Source organism: Nesterenkonia sp. YGD6, from assembly GCF_022565895.1.
Classification (GTDB): Bacteria; Actinomycetota; Actinomycetes; order Actinomycetales; family Micrococcaceae; genus Nesterenkonia.
This window is the reverse complement of record NZ_JAJOYY010000002.1, coordinates 183,435-207,469: the sequence shown is the minus strand read 5'-3', so window position 1 is coordinate 207,469 and position 24,035 is coordinate 183,435. Positions and strand designations below refer to the sequence as shown.

The following is a 24,035-nucleotide window of genomic DNA, read 5'->3' as shown; positions in this document are numbered from 1 at the left end:
CGTCTGACCCGAGTCCGACCGCACCGTTGAAGTCACTCTGACTTCCACGGCTTCCCGAGTCTTCCCCAGGAGCCGCCTGCCCACTCGGTCCGCGTGCGTCCTCCACAGAGCCCGGGGGCAGTCCCTCTGCTGTCGCGCTGTGCCGGATGCTGGTGCCTGTGAGAGAGGAGCGCGAATGCGAGCCAAGGACGTCACCGGCATGGTCGGGGAACAGATCGCGGCCGACTATCTGGGCCGACAGGGACATCAGATCCTGGAGCGGCGCTGGCGCGGCGCGCACGGTGAGCTGGACCTGATCACCAGGGACGGGGCCCACCTGGTCGCCGTGGAGGTCAAGACCCGACGGGGCATCGGATACGGGCACCCCTTCGAAGCGGTCAACGGGCGCAAGCTCGCGCGGCTGCACCGGCTGCTGCTGGAATACTGCGTCGGCCAGCAGTGCCTCCAGGTTCCGCGACGCGTGGACGTCGTCGCGGTGCTGCTCAGCGGAGCGGCTGCGGCGCACGCCGAGGAGCATCTGATCCATCGGCTGGAGCACCTCAAGGACGTGAGCTGATGAGCATGGGTCGGGCCCGCGGGGTGGTGCTCTTCGGCATGGATGGGCATCTGATCGAGGTGGAGGCCGATATCGGGCGGGCGCTTCCGGGGTTCATCCTGCTGGGCCTGCCGGATGCCTCGATGCGTGAGAGCCAGGACCGGATCCGATCGGCGGCGAAGAACACCGGGATCGATCTGCCCGCCCGCCGGCTCACCGTCAACCTGCTTCCGGCCTCGCTGCCCAAATCCGGCTTGGTGCTCGACCTCGCCATCCTGATCAGCGCCTGGGCTGCAGACGGGAGGGTCCACCGCACGTCCGAGGTCGTCTTCCTTGCGGAGCTGGGTCTCGACGGGCGGCTGCGACCGGTCCGCGGTGTGCTGCCCGCGGTGGCGGCAGCACAGGCTGCCGGCGCGCAGACTGTGGTGGTCGCCCAGGAGAACGCTCAGGAGGCCGCCCTGGTGCCCGGGATGGAGGTCCTTGCCGGGTCTCATGTTCGGCAGGCGGCGGCTTCTTTCGCCTCCGCCGCGCTCGAACCACTGGTGCGCGATGCTCCCGGGCTCGAACGGTGGTCCGCAGACCGTTCTCTGGAGGCGCCTGTTCTGGTGGATCCTTCGCAGCCGGCCCGGTCGCCGCAGGTCTGTTCTGCTGATCTCCGTGGCGAGGTCGACGACGGCAGGCCGCTCTCCTGCGACCCGGCGCCTGACCTGGCAGAGGTCCGGGGTCAGCAGGAGGCCCGGTTCTCTCTGGAACTGGCGGCCGCCGGCGGCCACCACCTTCTGCTCATCGGCGCTCCCGGTGCCGGCAAGACCATGCTGGCCGAGCGGATGTCCGGCATACTGCCGCCGCTGGATGATCAGGCGGCGATGGAAGCCACCGCCATCGAGTCGATCTCGGCAGAACCCCGCACCGTGACCAGGCTGCGACGCACACCGCCGTTCCAGGCCCCACACCACAGTGCCTCGATGGCAGCCATCGTCGGTGGCGGAGCGCGGATCGCGCGGCCCGGTGCCGTCACTCGCGCACACCGGGGAGTGCTGTTCCTCGATGAGGCCCCCGAATTTCCGCGCCACGCGCTGGACGCCCTGCGCCAGCCCTTGGAGACCGGAAGGATCTCACTTCACCGCTCCGCCGGCAGCGTGACCTACCCGGCCCGTTTTCAGCTGGTCCTCGCGGCCAATCCCTGCCCGTGCGGGCTCAACGTCGGTGCCGGGACAGGCTGCCGGTGTTCGGTGGCTCAGCGCCGCAACTACATGGCGCGCCTCTCCGGTCCGCTCCTGGATCGGATCGACCTGCAGATTCAGGTCGACCGGCCGCGATCAGCGGCCGACGCACTGGGACCGCCGGGGGAGAGCTCCGCGGTCGTCCGCGCCCGAGTCCTGGACGCTCGAGGCGCACAGCGCGAGCGCCTCCGCCTGTGGGGCCTGCGCACCAACTCCCAGGCCCCTATGCAGCTGCTGACCGGAGATCTGCGGCTGCCCGCCGGTGCCACCCGGCACATCGACGCCGCGCTGGACCGGGCCGCGATCTCGCTGCGGGGATATCTTCGCGTCCTGCGACTGGCCTGGACCATCGCCGACCTCATGCACAACGACCGACCGGGGGCCGATGAGGTCGACGCTGCCCTGCAGCTGCGGCAGCGGTCTCACAAGACCTGAACCCAGGAGGACCTATGGAACGAGATCCCGCCCCCGGCCAACCGAGGGCTGCTTCCCGGAAAGAACGGATCATCCGGGCAGAGCTGTCCCGGCTGATCGAACCCGGAGACCTGCTGGCCGGGCTCGCTCTGGAGACCTTCAGGGCCCAGCACCTCCACGCGCTGATCACCTCAGAGCATCCCCCGTCCGTGGCGGAGCGTCACGCTCTGGCACAGGCCGCCGAATCGGCGGGGCTCGGACCTCGGCAGCAGGACCTGCGCGTCGGGCTCGAGCGATGGCGCACCCGCTGCGGGCAGCTGCGCGGAGCTGCCGATCTCGCCACGATGAGCAGGCTCGGCGGGGGCCTGCTGATCCCTGAGGATCCCACCTGGCCTGCGCAGCTGCGTGACCTGGGCCCGCTTGCCCCCGTGGCGCTCTGGTTCCGGGGCGGCGCGGAGGAGATCGCGTCCCAGTCGCTGGGTCGACTCCCGGAGCCGACCCGGGCCGTGGCGATCGTGGGATCCCGGGAAGTCACCGACTACGGCATCCGGATCACCGCGGAACTCACCCAGGATCTGGTGCAGACCGGGCTCTGCGTGGTCTCTGGCGGCGCCTACGGCGTTGATGCCGCCGCGCACAGGGCCGCTCTGCGCGCGGCTTCAGCGCCGGTCTCAGGCTCGCGCCCGGGGCCGGGATCGGCGGCCAGCGCCGCTTCCGGCACCTGGAGCGGAACCCGGCCTGCGCCGACACTGGCGGTCTTGGCCGGGGGCCTGGACCGGTTCTACCCGGCTGTTCTTTCGATGGTTCGGGGTTGTTGTAAGGAGACCTGAAAAATCAGTCGGCTAGCGACTGAGTGAGCGGAGCTAAAGACAAGAACGGTCGTGTCGGGCGAGGGAGTTCGTCGACTTCAGGGCGGTCCATCAGCGTTCACCACGTCCGGAACGACACGCGTGCGTAGCAGCCGGTAGTATCTCGGTGCCGGGAGGCGACTTCAACTGCGGCCGGCAATGCGCACCATGGTGAGTATCGACCTAGTGGTCACTCGATCGGTCAAGGCCATTGCAAAATAGAGACGAGGATCCTGTGACGGGGGTTAGACGCCCCCAGGACGGTGGCTAGCGGTTAGGAGCCACGCAGTTCACGCCAAGTTTCACCGTTCCAGCCCCAACCCAACCGGGAACCTTCATGGACGACCCACAGGTCCGTTACTGCTGGGTCGAGATCAGGCGCCTGCGATGGCAGGCCATAATCAGAAATATCCCACGACGGCGCGTCTCTGCTGAGCGGACGAGCAATGTCGGAGCGAGTCGCGTCATCCAGCCAGACAAACAAGTGGCGGCGCTGGGCGCCAGACTCTTGGAGCTTTTTGGGGTTGTCCGTCTTCTCACTCAACGTCTCGCCTAGCAACACGAGCGCCTCGTCACTACCTGAGGAACTCCCACCACTTCCGAGCGTTAGGTAGACCCTATGGTCATGCGCTTCCCTGTGCACGGGGTGAGGTACCGCAGAGGCCCTCTCGATTTCAGCAGCCAGTAAGGGTCGATAGACGTGCGATAGCGGCCCCAACTCAATGACGTGCCGAGTGGCCGCATTACGATCGAAGTCCTGTTGCCCCGCCAGCTCGAGATCTACGAGCCATGAGTGAAGTTTCTGGCGTAATCCTTTGACATTGGGGTGAGTGTCGGACACGAATGCAACCCAACAGGTATTGAGGCCTCTGTGGGAAGTTTCAGCAGCTGGAGACTTCCTGAAGGCACCCCATGCGGCGCGTCTCTCGCCGTCTGTGACGCGGGTGACCTCGACAGCGTGAATTCCGTCCGTCGAGATGTAATCGACTCCGCCGTTGGTATCAGCATGTTCGAGCTCAAATCCCATAGCTTCCTCCAGGATTACTTTCGCCGCTCGTTCGTCGTCCCGTTCCCGGTTCATTTCACTCCTGGATAGTCTCAGATTAAGGCAGCCGAATCCACAATAGAGTCAAGGCGCCCAGACCGACGCGTACAACTCCGACGGGCAATGACAACAAGCGCACCATGGTCAACAACGGAGCCGCGGACACTCATTCCTTGGAACAACGTACCCTCAACCACTTGCCGCATCTCGCCCTTGCCAAGGGGTGAGGTTGGGAAGCTGTGCGTCGGTAACGAATGCGACGCTGTGTTTGGCGCGAGTAACACCGATGTAGAGAGCACAAGCAGTAAGGCCGTCAAGCGGAACTCCGCTTCTGAGAAACTCACGCACTTTCGCTGTTGGGTAGATCAGCACGTGGTCAACAGTGCGACCCTTTGCTGCACCGAAGGTAAAGAAAGGGAGATCCAGATGCCCGGCCACTGCTTTGCTGTGTCGGAGGCATAACGCCCTATACCTCTCGGCGTAATCACTGGCGTCGGATTCTTTGACGGTGAAGAGGCCGACATGCGGGTGCGAATCTGTGGATGCAGAGATCGTCGGTGCGTAGCCGAGGGCTGGATCGAAGATGGAATCCGAGAATGTCGCAATGTTCTGGTTGGAACGATATGTCGTGGGTTCCTGCACGATCGTAAGGAGCTTCCTCTTTTCCATCAACTGAAACCAGGCGAAGATCTTCTCTCTGCGGTACTGCCGGTTCTTTGGATCTCGGATGTTGGTAGAGAGCAACGCCTGACGCATGTCACCGACCATGGTCACCGCCAGCTTCGACTTGAGAAGGGATTCCACGAGATTCAGGTCCCATCCGCCGAGATCCTGCACCTCATCGATGTAGATATCGTCGTAAATGTGCTCCAAGCGGTCGATCGCGCCGCCATTGCTCGCACTCGAAACATCGTGGGCGAGCTTGGCGAGATGGAGCTTGTAGGCGCGGTTGTCGCCGTCGAGAAACCGCCCTGGCCCTGTCGCGTAGCGGCCAGGATCGCCATCGAAATTGAGACCAGCCAACCTACGTCCGTCGTAGAGAAGGGGAAGGTAGGGGCGGACGAGATGCTGGAGAAGAAAGGTGAACCAACCCATCACCTCTACGTCACGACCATGGACACCAGCAGCTCGAATCCGAGTGGCGAGTTCGTCTTGGCTTGCTGTGGTGTAGCCGATCACTAGGATCCGGCGTCCTTCTGGGTGCGACCGGCAATCGTCAACGATCGTCTGGGTCTTGCGTCCACCGGCCACCGCCAAGATCGCACGGCTCACGCAAAGTGCTCGATCGCCTGGTTGATATAGGCGGGTATGGCGACTGACTCCTGCGACTCAAGGATCCTCAGAGCGCCTTCGGTCTTATGGTTGGGCATCCACGTTTCCGGGTTGTCCCGGGGACGCAGACTCAGAATTTTTCGCATGTTCTCGACGCCGTTAACCGTGATCAGCTGTGGTTCAAGCGTCGCACCCAGAGCTGGCTCTCCGACAAACATCGCTCGGTTCGTCGACGTGTACTCGCTGAGCTCCTCGATTATCTCGGCAGCTGGAGTGCCGTCGTTGTCCTGGAGTGCGACCACGTCCCGGTCGAGTCGAGCGCATAGCTCAAGTGCGCGCTTGAAGGTTATTCCGTTCATCGAGATGACGTCGATACCGTCGGACTCGGGATACTTCCGAAACTTGTCGAAGTAGCCTCGCTTAAAGATCATCTCGTCGGACGGTCCTTCAACGAGGACCACCCGGTCCGCCAGGACAAGCCGCAGGGTGTCGTATCCCGAGAGGTGCTTGAAGTAAGAAACTGTGTCCTCACCTAGCTCGGTGATTCTACTGGGAGTGTCACCGTGCATACAGATCAACTTATCGAGACCAAGGCGGTTGAGAACGAACGAGCTATGGGTCGTGACGAACAATTGCTGGCTCTCCCCAGCGAGGGTTTCAACGCGGGCGAGCAACCTCTGTAGGCGGCTATAGGCAAGGTGCGTTTCTGGTTCCTCAATCAGCACAATGCGGGCAGACTCAGCGCGCCGTTTCATCGCTAGCGCTACCTTGATAGAGGCTTGCTGACCCTGCCCGGCCATGGCAAAAGGAATGCCGTCGACCTGAGGCACGACACCGGCCTCCCACGAAGCCCGAGCAGATTGGTCCATCGTCAAGCCGAGGGGAGCGTCGTGAATGGCTTCGGAACCCTCACGGATCTTCATGTTGAGGCTGCTGAGCGCCGTAGTTGCCATCTCCTGACGTGATTTGCGGTGGGCAACCGAGATCGCCGCCCGCTCTCTCGGGTCGAGGAAAGAGTCCAGGATCTCGCGCGTGTGGTGGTCGACTCCCGCCTTGGAACGAATCGTACGTGAATCGATCACCGAGAGCCCTAGAGCCGTCGGTCGGCGGCGCAGCGGTCGGTCATTGAAGTCTCTCCACTCTGCCTCGAAGTACTCAATCGGCAGAACGTCGGGTCGCTCCTTGTCTGCCATGAAGGACGCAAACTCCTCTTCGTAATCAAGGCTGCGGGAAACTTCGAGCTTGGTGCCGGGACAATCCATCTTCAAGGAATTGTGGACCCCGCGCATTCGCTGCACCTCGGGGTCCCTGGAATCGAAGTAGAGCTCGATGCTGATTGACGGCGGGGCCGTCTGGGAGTCCTCTGCGTATGCAGCGAAGTACTCCCGCACGTCGTCTGCGTTAAACCAATACGGGTTGAGCTCCTCGTTCGCCCAGCGCCCGTCAATGCGTCCACTGAGAGCCAAGGTGATTGCTTCCAGCAAGGTGGATTTACCGGTCTCATTGTCACCGACGATAATGTTCGTCCTGGGATCGGGCGCGATGGAGAAACGGCGGAACTTGCGATACCCGTTGATGACAACCTTTGAGATCATAGTGCCCTCATGATCCAAGCTTTAGGGCGCCGCGCGCTTGTGCCACGCCGCTGTATCGGGATCCACCGCTCAGGAACGAAATCCGCTTCTCCTGTCCTTCTGTACTGGCCTTCCGTCCCGAGCGAGTCATGAAAGAGTGTAGGTGGCTTCGCACGCCAGGCGACGCTCTACCAGAACAACGAACGGACACCATTGACGCTCGCACCAGTCGATCCGGGACACATGACCCAGCAACAGCTTGAATCCACCCTGTTGGCCGCCGCAAACGCGCTCCGCGGACCTGTCGACCCTGGAGATTTCAAGGCCTATGTCTTCCCCGTCATGTTCTTCAAATGGATCAGCGACAACTGGGACTATGAGCACAAGTTGGCTATCCAGGACTACGGCGCCTCGTTGACGCCGGAAGTCGAAGCGGACCGCCACGCCTTTGTCGTTCCCTACGGGTGCCACTGGACCGACGTCTTCGAAGCGACCCAGCACACAGGTGCGAAACTCGACCAGGTGCTTCAGCAGCTGCAGCTCGCCAACCCTGAATCCCTTGCCAACGTTTTCGGCGACGTGAACTGGGCCAACCAGGACAGGCTGCCCCAGTCGGCACTGACGGCGTTGCTCAATACTTTCCACGGCGTACGCCTAGATCCCGACTCCGTCGGTGGCGACATGCTGGGATCCGCGTACGAATATCTCCTGCGCGAATTCGCCGAGGCATCCGGCAAGAAGGCCGGGGAGTTCTTCACGCCCAGGCACGTCGTTCACCTCTTGGTGAAGCTGCTCGAACCGAAGCCCGGAGACAGCATCGCTGACCCCGCCTGCGGCTCAGGCGGCATGCTCGTCGAGACGGTTACCGCCGTGAAGGAAGCGGGCGGAAACCCGCTTACCCTGCGACTGCACGGCCAGGAGATCAACCTCACCACCTCGGCGATCGCGAAGATGAACCTCTACCTCCATGGGCTCGAGGACTTCCAGATCGCCCGTGGCGACACTTTCCGCACGCCGAAGCTTCTGGACGGTGACGGGCTGCGCAAGTTCGACATCGTCATCGCTAACCCGCCGTTCAGTCTGCAGAACTGGGGCGCCGAGGCCTGGGCAACCGACCCGTACGGCCGCGGCAACTATGGAATCCCTCCAGCTAAGAACGGAGACTGGGCGTGGATTGGGCACATGATCGCGTCCATGAAAGAAGACACTGGGAGGGTCGGCGTCGTAATGCCCCACGGCACTCTTTTCCGGGGAGGTAAAGAGGCAGCCGTCCGCGAGGCGGTCTTGCGTGACAACGTTCTCGAGGCCGTCATCTCCCTGCCAAACAACCTCTTTTACTCGACATCTATCCCAGTGGCCATATTGGTCTTTCGTCGGACCAAGACAGCCGCGCGGGACGACAAGGTCCTGTTCATTGATGCTTCCAAGAGATTCGTGCCGGGTAAAAACCAAAACACCATGTCCGAGGATGACATCAATATCGTTGATACCGCCTATAAGCACGGCGTGGACATCGCTGGAGACGACGGGCTGAGCCTACGCCTCGTCGACCTTTCAGAAATTGAGCATAACGGGTTCGATCTGAGCATCGGGCGGTATCTTAAGAACGAAACCGTGGCGGAGACGAACGTCGAAGAAGCACTAATCGTTTATAAGGAGGCGCGTGAACGCCTCGCTGCCGTGGAGGACGTCCTCGCTGAGAAGTTAAAGGCGGCCGGTTTTGAACTCTGAGTGGGAAACGGTTCTACTGAGCGAAGTATTCGCGGTCAGCAATCTTCGACTCGGCGAGCATGTTGAGGAACCACCCGTCTTCGCCATCTCGAAGTACCACGGCGTTGTCCTCGGGTCGGACTATCACGGCAGGCGCGTTGCATCAGCAGCATTGGATGGCTACAAAGTTCTGGGCCGTGATGACTGGGCATACTCGACGATCCACATCGATGAAGGATCTATTGCCCGGAACAGGCATGCTTTCTCCGGTGTGGTGAGCCCGATGTACACCATCCTGCGATGGACCAGCACTCACCACGACGCGCGGTACTTCGAACTGCTGCTCAGAAGCCCCGCAATGCTGAACGAGTACGGGAACATGGCGCAGGGAAGTGTCAACCGCCGACGGAGTTTGCCATGGAAGAGGTTTTCAAACATCTCGGTCAACGTCCCGCCCGTCGAAGAGCAGAGACGGATAGTGGACTTGGTCGGAGCCTTGGATGCGACGGTCGATGCCGCGGACGAGCAGGCCCAAGCTGCTGACGCGTTGTGGTGGCGACTTTCCCGTCACCTCGAATCTGAAGTCTCGGGACAAGAAACTATTGAGTTCGGTCAGATCGCGGATATTAGCGGAGGCTTGACGAAGAACAAGAAGGACTTGGAGCGTGATGATCTTGTCGAAGTGCCATACCTCCGCGTCGCCAACGTCCACAGGCGGCACCTCGACCTTGAGGAAGTGGCAACGATCAGGACGAGCCCGGCCAAGCTAGAACAACTGCGCCTGCAACCCGGCGACCTCGTTATGAACGAAGGCGGGGATAAGGACAAGCTAGGGAGGGGGGCAGTGTGGAGAGGGGAAATCGCCGACTGCATCCACCAGAACCATGTCTTTCGCGCCCGGGTAACGGCTCAAGCGTTCGTTCCCGAGTTCGTCTCGGCCTGGGCAAACTCGTTTGGTCAGAGCTGGTTTGAAACCTACGGAACACAAACAACCGGTATCGCATCAATTAGCAAGACGACGTTGGCACGTTTTCCTGTGCCCGTCATGGCCCTTGCTACACAGACCGAGTGGGCCAATCTATTTGACGCCGCGATGCAGGCGCACGACGCGGCCAGGGCAACCGTGCGATCGTTGCGCACCCTCCGGACTGACTTGCTTTCTGTGCTGCAGTTCGGAAGTCACATAATTCCGGAATCCTACAACGAGTTCATGGACATCGCCGAAGCACAAGTTCTCACATAAACGCGTGGGGATAACCAGATAATGCGTATGGTGACTGGTACAGAAATATCCTGAGGGGGATGAACGTGGTGGGCTTCAACGAGGCGAACACAGTGCAAAGACCGATCCTGGAGCTTCTGGTCCAGGTGGGATGGAAGCACGTGCCAGGTCACAAGCTGGACCGCAATACGGAGGACACGCTGCTTCGCGGTGAGACGGCAGCCTCCCTGGCCCAACTGAACCCCCTCGTCGCGGAAGACCCGTCCCGCGCGGACGAGATCCTCACCATTTTGCAGCGCCGGATCCTCTCCGCCCGGGAGGACGGTACAGTCCAGTCGAACCAAGCCTTTATGGACTGGGTCCGCGGCCGAAAATCTTACCAGTTCCGTGGAGTGGTCAATCACCGTCCGGTGCACCTGATCGATTTCAGCACGCCGTCGAGGAACTCGTTCATCGTCTCGGACGAAGTCACCTTCGGCACGCCCAATGCTTCCGCTCGGTTCGACCTTGTGTTGTGGGTGAACGGGCTCCCTCTCGTTGTCATCGAAACCAAGACCCGCATGGATGCACGCATCACCTGGTTGAACGGCGCCAAAGACATTCATGACGTCTATGAGACCGGCTGCCCAGGCTTCTTCGTGCCGAACGCCTTCTCGGTAGCCACCGACGGCCGCGAGCTCCACTACGGGGCTGTTGGTCAACGCATCGACTCGTGGGGCGTGTGGGGGTCCACCGAAGACGACGTCCAGCTGTCAGGCTGGGACCGGGTAAAGCGCAGTGTGGAGCTGCTGCTCGCGCCGATAACCGTCCTTTCCGTCGTGAACGAGTTCACCGTGTTCGAAACCGTGAAGCGACCGGGAGGCCAACCACTCCTCATCAAGAGGGTGCCACGCTATCCGCAGGTCGAGGCCGTTGCCGCCATCCACGAGCGGGCGCTTCACGGAACCAAGCGTCAAGGGCTCATTCACCACACCCAGGGGTCCGGCAAGACGCTGGCTATGCTCTTCGCCGCAGTGAAACTCGTCAACGAACCGGCACTGCGCAACCCAACGGTCATAGTGATCGCCGACCGCATCCAGCTCGTCTCCCAGATGTACGGCCAGTTCCTGCGCGCTGGCATGCCATCCCTGGAGGCGCCCGGTGACGCACCGGCGCTGCGTGAGTTGTTGGCCCAAGACCGCCGAGGAGTGATCTTTTCAACCGTCCACAAGTTCAAGAATGCCGGAACACTAAGCGCCCGTGACAACGTCATCGTGATGGTCGACGAAGCCCACCGCACCCAGGAAGGTCAACTGGGCCAACATTTACGCGCGGCTTTCCCCAACGCGCGGTTCTTCGGGTTTACTGGCACTCCCATCGCGGACGACGACCGCAACACCTTCGCCATGTTTGGGGATCCCGACGACCCCGGGCACGCGATGAACACCTACAACTCGGACCGGTCCATCGCGGACGGCACCACTGTGCCCATCCATGTTGCGCCCCGTTTGGTGGATTTCCACGTCCGTAAGGAAGAGTTAGACCGCGCGTTCGACGACCTGGCCGAAGAGGAAGGCCTGGACGAAGCTGCCAAGAACTTTCTGGCGACTCGGGCGACCCGCACCCGCACTTTTTTCGCCAACCCCAAGCGCGTCGAGAAGGTCTGCGCCGACATCATCGAGCACTTCTATGCAACTATCGACCCGTTGGGCATGAAGGCCCAGATCGTTGTGTTCGATCGAGGCCTCTGCGCCGACTATCACCAAGAGCTGACACGGCAGTTGGCCCTACGCGCTGGTGCCGAGTTTGCCGACGAGGCGGCCGTCGTGATGTCGATTCGAGGCAAGGACGACACAGACTGGAATGCCTTCCGGCTGACAGACCAAGAAGAAGAAGAGGTCTTAGACCGCTTCCGCGCGTACGGTGACAACCTCAAATTCCTGATTGTCACATCCAAGCTCGGCACTGGCTTCGATGCTCCCATCGAAGGGGTCATGTACCTGGACAAACCCCTCAAGTTACACACGCTCTTTCAGACGATCACACGTACGAACCGTACTTGGCGCAACCCCGCGAATGGCCAGGAAAAACTGCATGGTCTGGTGGTGGACTACGTCGGACTCGGAGATGGCTTCGCCCGTGCCATGAGTCCCGCCAACCCCGAGCACGCGCGCAAGGAAATAGATGCAGAAGTCCTCGTCGACCAGTTCGAATCCGAGCTCAAGGCAACACTGGTTCGCTTCGTTGGGATCGATCGGACGGACTTCACGCACGCCGCGCTGACGGAAGCCGACAAGCGCCTACCGAATGAGGACGAGATCGCCTCTTTCGTTGCCCAGTTCGGAATGCTCCAAGGCCTCTGGGAGGCTGCGTGGCCCAACCTGCGGCTCGAGAACCACCAAGCCGACTACACGTGGCTCGCCAAGATCTACGCCACCCTCACCCCGTCAACCGCCACCGCGGAACTGCTGTGGATGAGGCTCGGCGCCAAGACCCTTGAACTCGTCCACGGTCACATAGGTGACGTCACCATCGACAAGGCGGGCGTTGACCTGATCATCGCCGACCAAGACACAATCGAACAGCTTATCCAGACGGGGATCCTCGACCCCGAGACGGGTTCGGGGGAGACCATCTCGGTGTCGGCATCGGAAGTCATTGACAACATCGCGAACCGGCTCAAGAAGAGGCTGGACGGAGCAAACGGAGACCATCAGGTTTACCGTTCAATTGCCGAGCGGTTGGAACGGCTTCGGGAACGGCGGGTCACACAGGCGCGTGACAGCATCGAAGTCCTGAAGGCCGCGCTCGAAATTGCCAAGGACTTCACCGTCGCTGAGAAAGCCGAAGACTCCGCAGGCACCTCCGGACTAAATCTGCTGCCCAACCCCAAAATCGGCGCGCTGACTCAGATTTTCCTGGAGTACAAGCCCGAAGGGACCCCTATTGTCTTGGACCGGGTAGTCACTGAGATCGATGACGTCGTTCGCTCCGTCAGCTCATCATGGGAGAACTGGGTGGCCACCCGCAGTGGTGACCGTCGCGTCCGCGACTCCATCCGTCAGGTCCTTTCCCACTACGGCCTGCCGATCCAAGGCGATCTTTTCGACCATGCCTACGCGTACGTCGCCGAAAACTACTAGTCCCGCCATCCCATGAGAGGTAGATAACGTCCTTGAACACGATCGAAAACCGGTCCTTTGTAGACCACCTCGCCTGGTTGCCGAACAACGATACTAATTATCCCGAGCTGGAGACCTTAGAAGAGAGTGCGGTCGATTGGCTCGTGGAACGCGCCGACGCCGCGAATCAGGAGCCAGTTGTTTTCATCAACGCAAAGAAGGCCGCCGATGGATTCTCTCCACCTTTTTCCGACTTGATCCGCCGACATGGCTGCACATATCCGTTGGACCGATCAAAACCAAGGCAGACTCCTGTTCTGTGTCTGTACCCGGATGCGCGTTCTCTCCGCATGGCGATGGAGGTGGCGCGCCGCTCGTCGCTTCTGGTGATCGAGTCGGTGACTCTTCCGCTGCACGGCTGGGCCGCGGCCACCGGTGCCACTGACATCACGGGCCTACACGTGGCAGAAGACTTGTTGGCTCCCGAGGCACGCGCCGCCCTGAACCGAACGCTCTTCTTCACCGGAAACAACAATTGGACGGGTTCCCGCGAGAGGTCCCACGCGAAGTCCGCCCTCCGTGCAGTTGTAGCTGCAGGCCTGCTGGATGCTGACACGGCGGCGGGTTACGTGCTCGGACACGGACGAGTGGCCGAACATGGCGCCAAGAACATCGCGAAGATTGTTGGGGCTCTGTCCAAGTAGACAACGTTGGGTGTCGGCACAGTGGATGAGGAGCACGCATCTCGCCACCGAGGTCAGGGTTCGAGTTTGAGCCCGGACCTCTACTTCGCGACGCCAGCGTCAACCGACGTCTTTAGAGACGGATGGGCGCTGGAGCCCTCGCGGTCGAGTTCTAAGGCCACGGTTGTGCTGCTACGGACCCGGACGTTGGCGAGGATATCGAAGGGTTTTCACGCGTGAGGAGATGGTGCCCTTCTCTGCTGTGTCGATTCCAGCTGCCCCTGATCTGGCCAATCGCAACGAAAGCAAGCGCACATAGCGTGCTGTTCATCGATACAAGCGCGAAGGACTGCATAGTCGGCGGCCATGACTAGACCCGAAGGAGGCATGTCCATCGTGGACCTTCGACCCTAGCGGGCAATCACCCACAGAGTCTCTGCCAGGGCAAGCGCAGAGCACCAACGAACATGCGCTAAGGGCGGCCTGATAAGCAACGACCTATGGAGTCATGGAGACAAGAAGAGGCGCCCACCGCCAAGTGAGCGCCTCTCCAGAAGCTTTGGATGATTCTGAACCACCAAGTCGCCAAACTGTCCGGTTCCAAGCTTCTTCTAAAAGGAGTTTCTATTATGTCCCACTTCATCATACAGGGGGCGCACCCTCTGCCGGGTGGAGGGCTCCAGTCGATCCCTTCTCTAACGCTGCGTGTCGCATTCAAATCCTGTCACCCCGACCATGGCACAAAAGGGCCGTTGACCTGCGGAAATGCTGACGCGGGACGCCTCGCGCGGCGCACTGGGGGTAAGGCGGCCACGAGCGGCCCCTGTGCCTTGGTGGTGCCGGTGGGGGCAACCCGGCCGGGACGAAGACGATGCTGCCGACGCTGCGGGCGTTCATAGACACCCACGGCCTGGCCGACGTCGTGGTCGCAGCCGACACCGGGATGGTGTCGGAGGCGAACATGGACGCGATCGAGGCCGCCGGGCTGTCCTACATCCTTGGGCATCAAGATGCCCCCCGTCCCCTACGTCATCGACCAGTGGCGACAGGACCACTCCGGCCAGGACGTGCCGAACGGGCTCACTCTCACCGCCCATGGCTCGGCGGCCCCTCCACGGGGGGCAAGGACGTGACGACGTCTACCAGTACGCCAACGACCGTGGCCGGCGCACGATCAAGGGCATCCAGACCCAGGTGGCCAAGGGCCGAGGTGCCGTCGCGGGCAAGCCCCGGTCAAGCGCAACCGGTTCGTCCAGCTCTCCGGCGACAGCAGGCGCGTGAACCGGGAGCTGGAAGGCAAGGCCAAGGACCCGCCCGCAGATACCGGACCTTCAGCATCGCCGCCGGCAAGCACACCATCAGCGCAGTCGACCCGTCCTCGACGACCTCGCCGACGCCCTCGACGCCATCAAGGCGAAGTTGGGAGCGCGCCTGGCCGAAGTCAGGTTCCCCGCCACCGCCAGCCCTTCAGCGACGCGTGCCATGGTTAGGTGCCGGGTCACGGTGCCCAGCAGTCCCCACCGCAGGCCGGCACGGGAGATCTTCGCCCGCGGCTCGGCCGCGGCCATTGTGCCTGAAGCCACACGCGGCCGCACTCCGCACACATATTGCGACCAACCTTGAGCAGCAGCGTCGTGGGGCACCAGCCGAACGGCTCGTACACCAGCCGCCTGGTGACCGTGCCGCGTGGCACGCCCTGGCAGCCGCACCGGTGGCACAGTCGTCCGGCTCGACCACCCCGCAGGCCAGCACTGCCCGGTCGCGCTCAAGCAGCTGGCCGGTGCCCGAAGTCCGAGGTTAACCAGGCGGGCCAAGGTGGTTAGGTCAGGACGCGTGAAGGTAGCGGTAGGCACGTCGAGGTCTTCCCGATGGTCAGCGTAGCAACTCCCATCATCGGAGCCCTCGACGCCTACCCCGTGGCCGACGCGACAGCGCTCCCTCACCCATCTGTGTGAGCCCGGTTACGGTCCTACGTGGGCGAGCTGGCCTACCATCCGTGCCGGGGCTCTGCCACACTGGCTACGAGACCTCGTTGCAGTGAGCCCACGAACGGTGGCGCCTGTGCATTCGAGGGTCGCACCAGAGGGCGAGGCTTTGAGCATGCCGGTAATCCAGAAGAGTTGACGACCGCCATGACGCTAGCCTTGCGTGTTCGTGCCCCATTCGAGTCGGTGCCGGGCTCGAAGGCTGCAGATTATGGGATCACAGAGCCTTTCGATGCAACGGGCCGCATGACGGTCGTCGTAAACGGCTCGGCACCAGAGCGCCTGTTGCTGCAACCAGTGTTCCCGGGTTTTCTCACCTTTAAGCCCGCCTCTTCGCAGACCATTCCGGCCGATCCTAGGAGTGGCGCCGCACCTATTGTTGGCGACCTGTATCTAGAGTTGGCGCCGCGGGCCGTTGAAGAGTTGGGTAAAGCTGAAGAAACGTTCGGTTACGCGCTAACTTTTGTCTACTATCAGGTTGCCCTGAGCGGTGCATTCCTTGCCACCACCATCGTTGATGCACTTAAGGCAACCGGCGGCGCGGGATTTGTCCGCGTGATTGAGAATTCAACTACGCTACGCACCCCGGCACAACTCACTAACGCTTTTGCGCGAGGCGCGATAGGCGTGAACCTGAGACCGGCCATGGTTGCTGCGGGCGTCACCTTCCCGATTTTGGTGCCAGCTGGCTCTGGAAATGGTCAGGCCACACTTCAGCTTGGCGTGCGGACTATGACCAACCCATACACCGCGCCGCCGTCCATAGTCAGCGCCGCTGGCCCCACGATAACGGCTGCGCCAGAGTTTGTAGCGTTTCCGATCCCGCTATTCTACCGACTGTTACGCACTCTGCCGCAATGGAGTCGCATCGCAGCCGGGTCGGGCCATGCCAGCCATGCCTTCTATGACGCGCTTGACGCACTCGAGGATCCGGTGACGAACGGCTATTGGCGGCGCCTCCGTGTATTTCTCCCCGGCCCACGTCCCAAGACCGCCGTCGCCGTCAAGGCCTTCGACGCTCTCACGTTTCGTGCTCGGACCACCGCGGGAGCACCGCTGTGGAGCGCTCCCGTTAACCGTGTGGGAGAGGTTTTCGTCCGACAAACGGACGGGCTCGGATGCCGGATCGACGTGACAACTCCAACTGAGACCGTCCTCGTCTCGGCAGCTCCGGACGGCCCGAAGGTGGCGCAGCTCGATGTGCAGTGGCCGCCCCTCGACGCGACAGGCAAACCAACCCTCTTGGACTTGACCGCGCATGTCGCGACGGTCGGTGATCCTCTGACTGTCGACCCTCCGATCCCACTGCGGCTCGGGACGCGTGACCAGGCGGGACTGACATTGAACCCGAAAGCAAAGGCCGTAGTGGCAGAACGCGAGTTGGTACGCCCGCTCCAGCGGGCGCTGGTCGACTTTGGCTTCGGCACCGTTGAGGCCGTCACGGGAATTTTCGATGCGCGGACCGAAGGGTTGGTGCGGGCCTTCCAGCGAGACGCGCGAACCACACAGCGAAGGGATGCTGTCGGCTTGGCCGATCCAGCGACGGTCACCCCTTGGACGGGCGCCGTCAATGGCCAGGCAGACGTACCAACGTTGCAGGAGATGCTGCACTGGCGATCGCAGGCTTATCGCACCGTCAACAGCGATCAACTGTGGGCTGTCGAGCACCAGTGGACCGACATAATGACGGGCACGACTACCTATGCTACTCACTACTCCACGTGGGTATCTGCCAACGTTGACCGGTTCAACGATACAGAGTACCTATGCAATTGGTTCCCACTGCGGCTGCTGGTTGAGTACGCGTCCATGCACGGCTTGCGGCTCCGGCTGCGGTACTGGCAGGGCTCCGCGCCCACCGACCCCCGATTGCGGGAAAACCGGTCTTGGGATTACTCGACCGTCCTGACGCACCACTCTCACGATGGTTCTTTCAACTCAAAAAGCGCCTACTACTTTAAGATCCGCTCGACCGTCACCGCCCGGATGATCGGCGAGTTGAACACGGCCGCGGTCAGTAGGGGCCAAGCGCAGCCGGGTGACCTTGTTGCCCTTGACTACGGCCGATACTACTGGCACATGCAGCAGATCGTCGCGGTGACCGGCTCAAGGGTCAGCGTCCAGGATGGATCTACACCAAAGCAGATACCGCGCGCCAACAAGTCCGACCTGACCGCCATCCCGGCCAAGGCCTATGGCGGCGGATACCGACGGTGGCGCTTCGGCGATTTTGATTAATCCCCGAAAGGATAGATTGATGACAACCTATGAACCGCTGGTTGATGTGCTCGACCTTGATAGTACTGCTGTGACCACCTTGATACCGAATGCAGTTGCCTTGCTTCGCGACGTGAGCATCGCAGAAGTTGCCATGCGTCACACGCCGTTCGGGCCGCTGCTCACTGGCAGCGTGATTCTCGACGAGCCTCTCGTGTTGCGGCTCGCCGGTGTGCCGGTGTCCCTTGTGCTCAACCCGAATAAAGGGGGTGCCCTGATGGTGCGAGCAGTAGTTTCCGAAGACTGGTTTATTGAAATCGAAGGAACTGGTGTCGGTTTTCGCCTTGAGAGTGGGCTCCTCCACCCGCTTGATCCTGAAGCCGGGGCTCCCGAGATTAGTGTGACGGGGGGGCTACGTATCACCCCCGACGACATCGAGTTGCTTGATCCAACTGTGTCACTGTCCCTGCCACCGTGTGAGATCGCCAGGACCGGCATCATTTTGTCACTGACCGGCATTATTGTCGACGGATCGACGGAGACGACGCCTGCAGAGATCGCCGAGCACGGGTATGAAGAGGCGTTCCGCGGGGTCTATGCTCAGTCAGGATCGATTCGTTTCCTTCCCATGCTTAGGTTCGGGGCTGTCCAGGGACTGGAGGTTCAGATCACCGACCTTCTGATCGGTGAGCAGGGTGTCGCCTGCGCCATTCATCAGGAGTTCAACCTACTCGTGAAACATTCGCATGTGGATCCAGCCTCCGAGCGCCTCGGGCACCTCATTAGCGCCGACTGGAGCGTGGGGATCGAATCCATCGATATCGACATTGAAGAAAGCACGCCGGTGACTTTCCGTGTCCAAGGGCTGCTCGAGGTTCCTCTCCTTTCCTCGCCCTTGGGTCTTGCCATCACTATGCGGCAGGGCGGGGAGGGCGACTGGAACGAGTATGCGGCGAGTGTGACCAGTTGGCCGGCCACACTTCGGACGCCCCTCGGCAACATCACCCACGAGGGCGCATCCTTCGAGGGGGCACTTACCTCTGATGTGGTCACCCTTAACGGCGTGATGTCGGGATTAACCGTCGCGCTCCCGTCGTTGACGTTGCGCGTACAAACTGCCTTTGGACGGTTGCAGCATCAAGCTGATGGGGATGAGTTGCGCCTTAGCGTCGAGGGCGCTGACCTCGGCCCACTTGGCTACGTTGAGCGGGTGGCTTTGGTGATCACCGAATGGCGTGACGGCGGTCAGGTTGGACGCGACATCCGCGCAGAGGCCACCCTGCTATGGCAGAATCTGAAGGCGCGGCTTGGATTGCCGCCTCTCTTGCCTACGCCAACGGATAGCACGGTAGTGCAGGCATCCATCACATGGTTCGACGACCCGTCAAGCGGCTTACGACGCATGAACGTGCAGCTAGGCGCGCACGTCGCGGATGTCGCCCAACTTTGGTCCTTTCTCCCCAGTTCCTGGCGCCCGCAGGTGGAGGAGGCACGACTTGAAGCGGAGATCGTTTACACGGACCCGGACGCCAGGATCGCTGCGTCGGCGAATGACCCACTGTCCGGCTCCGGCTCGGTCTCCGTCGTCGTCCGTCTACCGATGCTTCTCACAATCCCAGGGGTCCTCGCCGTTCAAACCGGGGATTCCGACGGTCGCGTCCGCGCGACCCTACGTGTTACAGAAGACGGCGACACGCCGCAAATTGCGCTGGAACTTACGGATCCGGTGGCTCTGGACCTCGCCATGCCTGGCTCTGCCAGGCCGACCGCCTCCCTTGTCCAACTCGAGGTCACCAAAATCGAGCTAAGCAACGGCAAGCGCCCCGGTAGCGGCAGGTTTGTTCTGGCGGGCTCGGTCATGCCGTCAGCGATGGATGACTACCTGAACGGGCTGGCCGGAGAACTCGGCCTGCCGACGGAGTTGGGTGTCGTCCTGCAGCCGCTGGGGCAGGCGGTGCCGGGAGGGGGCACGTTCTCCCTGGCGGTGGAGTCCGACGGGGCGCAGACCGAGGCGTCGATCGAACTGGCCTTCTATCCCGGCGACCCACCGCGCTTCCTCTTGCTGGAAGCCCTTGGGAGAGTGGTCAATCCCAACGGGGCGCCGACGACCGCGGCGACCGCGCTGCCGGGGCTGAGTTCGCCGGCGGATTTTTTTGAGGTGGCACCGAGCGAGCTCCGGCTCGCGGCCACGCTGTCGGACGAGCTGAGCATCCGGCTCAGCGGCTCGCTCGAAACGAAGGTGTTCGGCGAGACCTTCGACATGACGATCGCCCTCAAAATGGAGCCGGGTGACTTTGGAATCTTCCTGACCGCTGGCTCGGTGGATCCCATTCACATTACTGCGCCGATCCCGGACCCGACGGTAATCCTGGGTGCCGCCGACGTCGCCGCTATCGCCGCTACCTACGGACTCGATGTAAGCCAGCGTGTGGCCCTGGCCGCCGTCGATGACTTCCTCACCGACCTCGCGGGTGAGCTAGGGTCCCAGGGCGTGTTCGCGTTCGAGATAAGCAACCTAGGCTTGAGCGTGACCTCTGCTGGCCCGACTGTGGAGGGGTCTGTCCGGCTCATCCAACTGCCTCGCTTTGTTGAGGCCCTGACCCCGCTGACGGAACTGCATCTGGAACTCGGCGCGGAGATCGACAAAGTCTTCGTTCGCATCGTACGCGAAGGTACCGACTCTAGCGAGCCGTTTCTCAGATTGCCCCTGCCTGGCGACGTCAGCGTCGAGGTCAATTTCAGGAACTTTTTGCTTGCCTACGCCTGGGGTCGCAACGAGTTTGCGTTCGCTCTGGACGCCGACGTGGTTCCCACTCCCGAACTGGACATGACAGTCGGGGGGTCGGGCGTGATTCTGCCCGCGGCCACGTTCGACGTCCAGCTTGGGGCGACGGCAACAGCGCCGCCAGCCCCTCTCCCGGAGGGCATAGTTTCTTTCCGACCTCCGCAGCGGAGCGCCCGGGGCTCCGCTTTGGGGGAGTTGGGGCTGCAGGCTATCGTGGGTGTCGGAAACACTCGCCTAGTAACGACCTACCTCCGTGACGTGGCCTTCAGCCCCACGTATTTCCTGCTGTGGCCCGGTTTCCGCGGCGATGGCGGCCTTGTGCTTGGCGGTCCCAACCCGGTAGATTCACCGAACGCTGAGGCCTATCTTGATGCCAGTCAATGGGACCGGGGGGCCTTTTTTGCTCGGTTCACCGTCGAGAATGGAAGCCTAATATTCATCGACCCGCTTCTCGGCCTCATGCTCAACCCGTTGGCTGTCATCCCGCCCTTTGTCACGGCGAACCCACCGTACTGGATCGCCCCCCCGTTGTCCATGGGAGATCTGTACGCCGATCGAATTGGCATATCCGGCAATCTACCTGGCCTGGCCTTCTTCGACTTGACCTTCGAGCGCCCCCTGCCCGCGTTCTCGCTACAGGCACTACTCGAACTTGCGGCCCTGGCCGCAGGCGGCTTCGCTCATGCTATTCCTGACGGATCACCCCTCCGGGAGGTCTTTTTCGCCCGCCTTACGGCTTTGCTCCAGGTCCACTTGCCAGGTCTGAGTAGTCAGGCCGCTTCAGCACGAGTGACGCTGGAAGTGAACGTTGCCGACTTTGTCAATGGTGCCATCGACCTGATGCAGAAAGCCAAGGGCACACTCGACGCGGGGGCAGATCTCCTTGACCTCGTGGCCAAAGATCCAGGCGCCCTTGTGCGAATGATTCCCCCGGAAGCTAGACGGGTGGAGCACGTCATTGACTTGGGCGGTTTTAAGTTCAGTGGCTCCCTGTATCTGTTGTCATCGGATGAGCTACACGACGAACTGGTGCTCTTTTTTGAGAACAAGCGACGTCGCCCCCGCGGCATCGCGGCTAACTGGAGGCCGCCCGCAACTACAGGGATGCAACCCGTGAACGAGAGCCCCACGTTAGAGTCGGTGCGGCCAGTTCATCGGGAAACGATTCTTGACCCGCGCTCTATCCCACCCGACGCTGGCAGGATCGCGGCCAGAGCCGCCGCAAAGGCCCTCGCTGGCCGACGGATCCGAGCAGAGAAAATCGATAAACTCGAAGAGGACCGTCGCAGGAACATGGACGCGGCCGCCAACGCCCTCGTCGGTGCCCTGAGCGCAATCCCTTTGACCGACGCCCGAGCCCGCAAAAAAGCCCTCGCAAGGTTCGAGATGGCGGAGGTCACATCTAGCATCGAGGCAGCAGTTGCAGGTCTTATCGGACGCGGCGTCCCGCTCAACGCAGCGACCGTTGCCGCGAAGTTGCGGCCGGTCTTGATCGATGCGATCACAAAGCGAGACGAGGTTGTTGTTGCCGACAGCCGGCTGTTGTCTCCGCCCGCGGAGATGGCGAACAGTCTGATAGGGCGTTTGCTCCAACCAGACCCTGCGTCTCGAGCCCTTGCGGTGTCGGTTCCCTGGACGCATACGGCGCTCTTCTCCGTCCGAGAGCAGGCGCTCGAGGTCGAGCGTCTCGTGCCCGATGGAGGGCCGTTGAGGGCGCGTCGAGAAGTGGGGAAGGTACTTGGGCAACTGAAGAACAGGCTGGCCGATGCTGGCGCAACGGGGGGCGATGCTGAGCTCGCTATCGCCAGCGCCCATCGAGAAATTACGAAGGCGCTCGCCCACGAGTTCGGGGCACAGAGCCTGAAATTTCCTGATATCCCACGGCTGGACATGAATGTGGAGGGTCTGGCCGCCTCGATTCGGGATACGGCCATGGTGACATGGGGGACACCACCTCGCCTTGCAACCCGCACGGAGACCGTCGGCACCTTTCATGGGAAGCATTTCGCCGACGTCGTGGCGCACGAAACGTCTTTGTTCGCGCCCCCCCGTCAGAATCCAACGGAGACGGTGGAGGAAGTTGTGGGGTACGAGATTCGCCAACGCACGGGTGGGAGTTTCGCCGTGCCCGTTCAGGCGGCCACTGCCATCTACAAGGTGGTAGTGGAGGGTGACCGCTACAGGCTTCGCGTACGCGGTAGGGACCGGACGTGGACCGCCCACGACCTGCCAGCGGCGATGGTCAGTTCCGTTCCGAACGGGCCCGCAAAGGCCGGCCAACTTCGCGACCAATTACTGGTGGCGCCTCGAGTAGTCAGTAGACCCCCTACCCGGGCGGAGAATGACGCAGTCCAGGAGCGCTTTGAGCAGTCCGACGATCTGTATCTTACCTCGATTCTTGCCCGCGAAGAGTACCGAATAAAGCGGTCGGGCGGCATCCACGGGGCATTTTACTTCGCCGACCTCCTGCGGAATTCGTCGACGGGGCGGTATACGGTGCCCGCGGAGCCCGCTCTGCTCGGCGGTTTCTCCACGAAGTTCGGCAACGACACGCTTCAGTTGGCCGGCATGGTCGTCGGCGGGGGGGCAAAACCGAGCGCCTTTTTGTACGGTCACAGTGTCGTGAGCGTCGTTGTAGGTTCTTTGCGGCTCAGGGCCGAGGGGGAGTTCGTCGCTAGTTCCGGCGCCCTGTGGCAATCCGTCCCCCTACCCTCGGGTGCCATGGCGGCGCAAAATGCCGTCGGTTTTTGTGGTCACGTCACGCTCCTTCACGATAACAAGGCGATATTCGAGGGCGCGGCCACCGGGCATTTTTCCAGTTCTACTGGCGGAGAGGACGTTTCGGCAAGCCTGGACGTCCACGTCACGTCAGATGGTTCATATGATCTCGAGGTAGCCGAGACCAAGTTAGCGCGCCTCGCCTGGTCGACCGATGGAAACCTCCAAGTGAAGGTCACACCGCGAACAATAGATATCGCCAGTCAAACTACCGCCAGCGTCTCAGTCGACGTTATGACATTCGGGACCAGGTGGGTCGTCGATGTTCCCGCTCAGACCCTATGTATTCCCTGGTACGACATCAGCCGGTGGCGCTGGACATCCCTCTGTACGAAGATCCCGGAGGTGGGCCACTGGGAATTTGATTTTAGTCGTCCGAACTGGCTCAAGCTAGACAGCGGACGCTGCGCCATGAGCGCCTCTGTGTCCGAGGATGGAGTTACCTTTACGCTGGACCTCGACAGGTTGAATGACGCCGCGCGCAATGCGTTGCGTTCCAGCAGGATCGCATTACCGACCAACTTGATATGACTACAACGTTGATTCGGGTCTCTTCGCAGTTCAGCGGGCGGCCCTGTTTCATGCTGCTGACCTGGTGAGGGTGACTTGAGTCGGTATGCGGCGGTAGTTCTCTATGTCGCGG

12 protein-coding genes and 1 pseudogene are annotated in these 24,035 nt (G+C 61.8%); 9 read left to right on the top strand and 4 right to left on the bottom strand.

The genetic code is table 11. The features are described 5' to 3' along the window. The first annotated feature begins 175 nt into the window (after positions 1 to 175). Genes LTI14_RS04385 through LTI14_RS04375 form a run of 3 tightly spaced genes read left to right on the top strand, consistent with a single transcriptional unit; the run spans position 176 to position 3,002 of the window. Positions 176 to 556, top strand: a complete 381-nt coding sequence (locus tag LTI14_RS04385) for a YraN family protein (protein WP_241464919.1) — start codon at positions 176 to 178, stop codon at positions 554 to 556. Then, positions 556 to 2,193, top strand: a complete 1,638-nt coding sequence (locus tag LTI14_RS04380; protein ID WP_241475915.1) for a YifB family Mg chelatase-like AAA ATPase — start codon at positions 556 to 558, stop codon at positions 2,191 to 2,193. Before LTI14_RS04385 ends, LTI14_RS04380 begins: the two co-directional genes overlap by 1 nt. Positions 2,194 to 2,207: 14 nt before the next feature. Continuing rightward, a complete protein-coding gene (locus LTI14_RS04375) occupies positions 2,208 to 3,002 on the top strand; it encodes a DNA-processing protein DprA (RefSeq protein WP_241475914.1) in 795 nt (264 codons plus the stop codon). Between the two features lie 292 nt (positions 3,003 to 3,294). Here LTI14_RS04375 and LTI14_RS04370 read toward each other — a convergent pair whose 3' ends face one another. The 3 genes from LTI14_RS04370 to LTI14_RS04360 all read right to left on the bottom strand — a co-directional run bounded on the left by LTI14_RS04370 (position 3,295) and on the right by LTI14_RS04360 (position 6,932). After that, positions 3,295 to 4,101 carry a hypothetical protein gene (locus tag LTI14_RS04370; protein WP_241475913.1) on the bottom strand — a complete coding sequence of 269 codons (807 nt, stop codon included), beginning with the start codon at positions 4,099 to 4,101 and terminating at the stop codon, positions 3,295 to 3,297. Positions 4,102 to 4,254: 153 nt separating this feature from the next. Continuing rightward, positions 4,255 to 5,337, bottom strand: a complete 1,083-nt coding sequence (locus LTI14_RS04365; RefSeq protein ID WP_241475912.1) for an AAA family ATPase — start codon at positions 5,335 to 5,337, stop codon at positions 4,255 to 4,257. Beyond that, complete coding sequence (locus LTI14_RS04360; protein ID WP_241475911.1) at positions 5,334 to 6,932, bottom strand: ATP-dependent nuclease; 1,599 nt, start codon at positions 6,930 to 6,932, stop codon at positions 5,334 to 5,336. The genes LTI14_RS04365 and LTI14_RS04360 overlap by 4 nt, the downstream gene beginning before the upstream one ends. 222 nt (positions 6,933 to 7,154) lie before the next feature. Between LTI14_RS04360 and LTI14_RS04355 the strand changes: the two genes are divergently transcribed. Genes LTI14_RS04355 through LTI14_RS04340 form a run of 4 tightly spaced genes read left to right on the top strand, consistent with a single transcriptional unit; the run spans position 7,155 to position 13,648 of the window. Further along, entirely contained in the window at positions 7,155 to 8,642 is a 1,488-nt protein-coding gene (locus LTI14_RS04355; protein ID WP_241475910.1) for a class I SAM-dependent DNA methyltransferase, read from the top strand. Continuing rightward, complete coding sequence (locus LTI14_RS04350) at positions 8,632 to 9,864, top strand: hypothetical protein (protein WP_241475909.1); 1,233 nt, start codon at positions 8,632 to 8,634, stop codon at positions 9,862 to 9,864. Before LTI14_RS04355 ends, LTI14_RS04350 begins: the two co-directional genes overlap by 11 nt. 59 nt (positions 9,865 to 9,923) lie before the next feature. Continuing rightward, positions 9,924 to 12,965, top strand: a complete 3,042-nt coding sequence (locus tag LTI14_RS04345; protein WP_241475908.1) for a type I restriction endonuclease subunit R — start codon at positions 9,924 to 9,926, stop codon at positions 12,963 to 12,965. 32 nt (positions 12,966 to 12,997) lie between these two features. Next, on the top strand, positions 12,998 to 13,648 hold the full coding sequence (locus tag LTI14_RS04340) for a hypothetical protein (RefSeq protein WP_241475907.1): 651 nt from the start codon (positions 12,998 to 13,000) through the stop codon (positions 13,646 to 13,648). Positions 13,649 to 15,078: 1,430 nt separating this feature from the next. Here LTI14_RS04340 and LTI14_RS04335 read toward each other — a convergent pair. Continuing rightward, positions 15,079 to 15,480 (bottom strand): annotated as a pseudogene (locus LTI14_RS04335) (ISL3 family transposase); the annotation flags it as partial. A 279-nt stretch (positions 15,481 to 15,759) separates the two neighbouring features. On the opposite strand from LTI14_RS04335, the gene LTI14_RS04330 reads away from it, so the two are divergent. Then, the gene (locus LTI14_RS04330) at positions 15,760 to 17,850 is read left to right on the top strand and encodes a peptidoglycan-binding domain-containing protein (RefSeq protein WP_241475906.1); all 2,091 of its coding nucleotides are present in this window, start codon (positions 15,760 to 15,762) and stop codon (positions 17,848 to 17,850) included. Positions 17,851 to 17,869: 19 nt separating this feature from the next. Beyond that, positions 17,870 to 23,923 (top strand): hypothetical protein, encoded by a 6,054-nt coding sequence (locus LTI14_RS04325; RefSeq protein ID WP_241475905.1) that lies wholly within the window; start codon positions 17,870 to 17,872, stop codon positions 23,921 to 23,923. Positions 23,924 to 24,035: the final 112 nt, after the last annotated feature.

Coding starts and splice junctions, on each gene's coding strand:
- LTI14_RS04385 (WP_241464919.1), top strand. CDS start 176: ATGCGAGCCAAGGACGTCACCGGCATGGTCGGGGAACAGATCGCGGCC.
- LTI14_RS04380 (WP_241475915.1), top strand. CDS start 556: ATGAGCATGGGTCGGGCCCGCGGGGTGGTGCTCTTCGGCATGGATGGG.
- LTI14_RS04375 (WP_241475914.1), top strand. CDS start 2,208: ATGGAACGAGATCCCGCCCCCGGCCAACCGAGGGCTGCTTCCCGGAAA.
- LTI14_RS04370 (WP_241475913.1), bottom strand. CDS start 4,101: ATGAACCGGGAACGGGACGACGAACGAGCGGCGAAAGTAATCCTGGAG.
- LTI14_RS04360 (WP_241475911.1), bottom strand. CDS start 6,932: ATGATCTCAAAGGTTGTCATCAACGGGTATCGCAAGTTCCGCCGTTTC.
- LTI14_RS04355 (WP_241475910.1), top strand. CDS start 7,155: ATGACCCAGCAACAGCTTGAATCCACCCTGTTGGCCGCCGCAAACGCG.
- LTI14_RS04345 (WP_241475908.1), top strand. CDS start 9,924: ATGAACGTGGTGGGCTTCAACGAGGCGAACACAGTGCAAAGACCGATC.
- LTI14_RS04330 (WP_241475906.1), top strand. CDS start 15,760: ATGACGCTAGCCTTGCGTGTTCGTGCCCCATTCGAGTCGGTGCCGGGC.
- LTI14_RS04325 (WP_241475905.1), top strand. CDS start 17,870: ATGACAACCTATGAACCGCTGGTTGATGTGCTCGACCTTGATAGTACT.